The 1,577-nt window shown below is 52.1% G+C and carries 1 protein-coding gene; it reads left to right on the top strand.

Annotated elements, in window-relative coordinates:
* Positions 1 to 1,577, top strand: a 1,577-nt coding sequence (locus QT987_RS29705; protein WP_333247072.1) for a calcium-binding protein, incomplete at both ends; no start/stop codon positions are given.

The following is a 1,577-nucleotide window of genomic DNA, read 5'->3' on the forward strand; positions in this document are numbered from 1 at the left end:
ACACCCGCCCCAGAACCAACACCACCAACACCCACACCCGCCCCAGAACCAACCCCCATATTCAACCCAGTAGCCGAACCCGATACCAGTTGCGGTTGCGACCCCCTGCCCCAGCCCCCTCTGATCACATTTATCCCACCCCAGCCTTCGGAAATACTCAACTTCGACTCCAACGCCGCCCAACTCATCGACATCCAAAACACCAGCATCGGGACAGAGGGAAACGATTCCTTAACAGGGAACGAAACTAACGAACTGTTTCTCTCATTTGAGGGCGACGACACAGTGTTAGGTGAAGGCGGCAGCGATATCATATACGGCGAACAACAGCGAGACTTCATCGCAGCCGGACTCGGTAACGACATCGTTTACGCCGGCAAAGACAACGATGTAGTATTTGGCGGCAAACAAGACGATCGCATTTTTGGCGATCGCAACTCCGACACATTGTACGGCGATCGCGGTGGCGACACCATAGTCGGCGACAACGGCAACAACATCGACTTAACCGACAACGACAGCGACCTAATTTTCGGCGGTGATTCAGGCGACGCCATAGCAGGCACTCAAGGCAATGACACTATTTATTCAGGCAAAGGCCCTGACATAGCCTACGGTGGCATCGACAACGACTTGATTTGGGGTGACAAAGGCCCCGATACCCTTTGGGGCGACAAGGGAGACGACTCTCTGTTTGGTGGCGTCCTCAACTCCCTAGACAGTGACCCAGACGGCTTCGATTTGCTGACAGGAGGCGATGGCAAAGACTTACTTCACGGCCAAGAACAAGACGACACCTTGCGAGGTGGCAACGGACGGGATTTGCTGTTTGGAGGCAAAGGGGACGATCGTATTTTCGGCGAAACTGACTCGGATACTCTCTACGGCAATCAAGGTTCCGACACCATCATCGGCGACTACGGCACTCAACTTGGCAGTAGTGTTGCGACATCTGAAGGTGATTTAATTTTCGGTAACGACACCGGCGATCTCATCGGCGGCGGTAGCGGTAACGATAGCATTTTTGCTGGCAAAGGTAATGACTTAGTTTACGGTGGCAAAGATAATGACAGGATTTGGGGTGAACTCGGTGCCGACACCATTGTCGGGGATGAGGGGGATGATTCGCTTTATGGTGGGAAGCAAAACGAGTTAGTGTCGGATGTTGATGGCCGCGATTTGCTATTTGGGGGAGATGGAAATGATTTTCTCAATGGTGGTGAGAGTTCCGATTCTCTGAGTGGGGGTTTTGGTAACGATACGCTTCGTGGAGGTAAGGATGATGATGTTGTACAGGGAGATGCGGGCGATGATTTGATTTACGGGGATGATGGCAACGATATTTTGTGCGGCGATGAAGGTAATGATACTATTTTTGGCGATCGCGGGCAAAATGAACGAGGCGCTGTGGGTGAAGACGGCCAGCAAGACTGCATCAACGGTGGTAGTGGCGATGACCTGTTATACGGCAATGAAGGTCAAGATACTATTAACGGTGATCAGGGTAATGACACTATTTACGGAGGGAAAGATAGCGATATTCTCAATGGGGGTGCAGGGGATGACTGGCTGTTTGG

The organism is Microcoleus sp. SVA1B4 (genome assembly GCF_036700545.1).
Lineage (GTDB): Bacteria > Cyanobacteriota > Cyanobacteriia > Cyanobacteriales > Microcoleaceae > Microcoleus.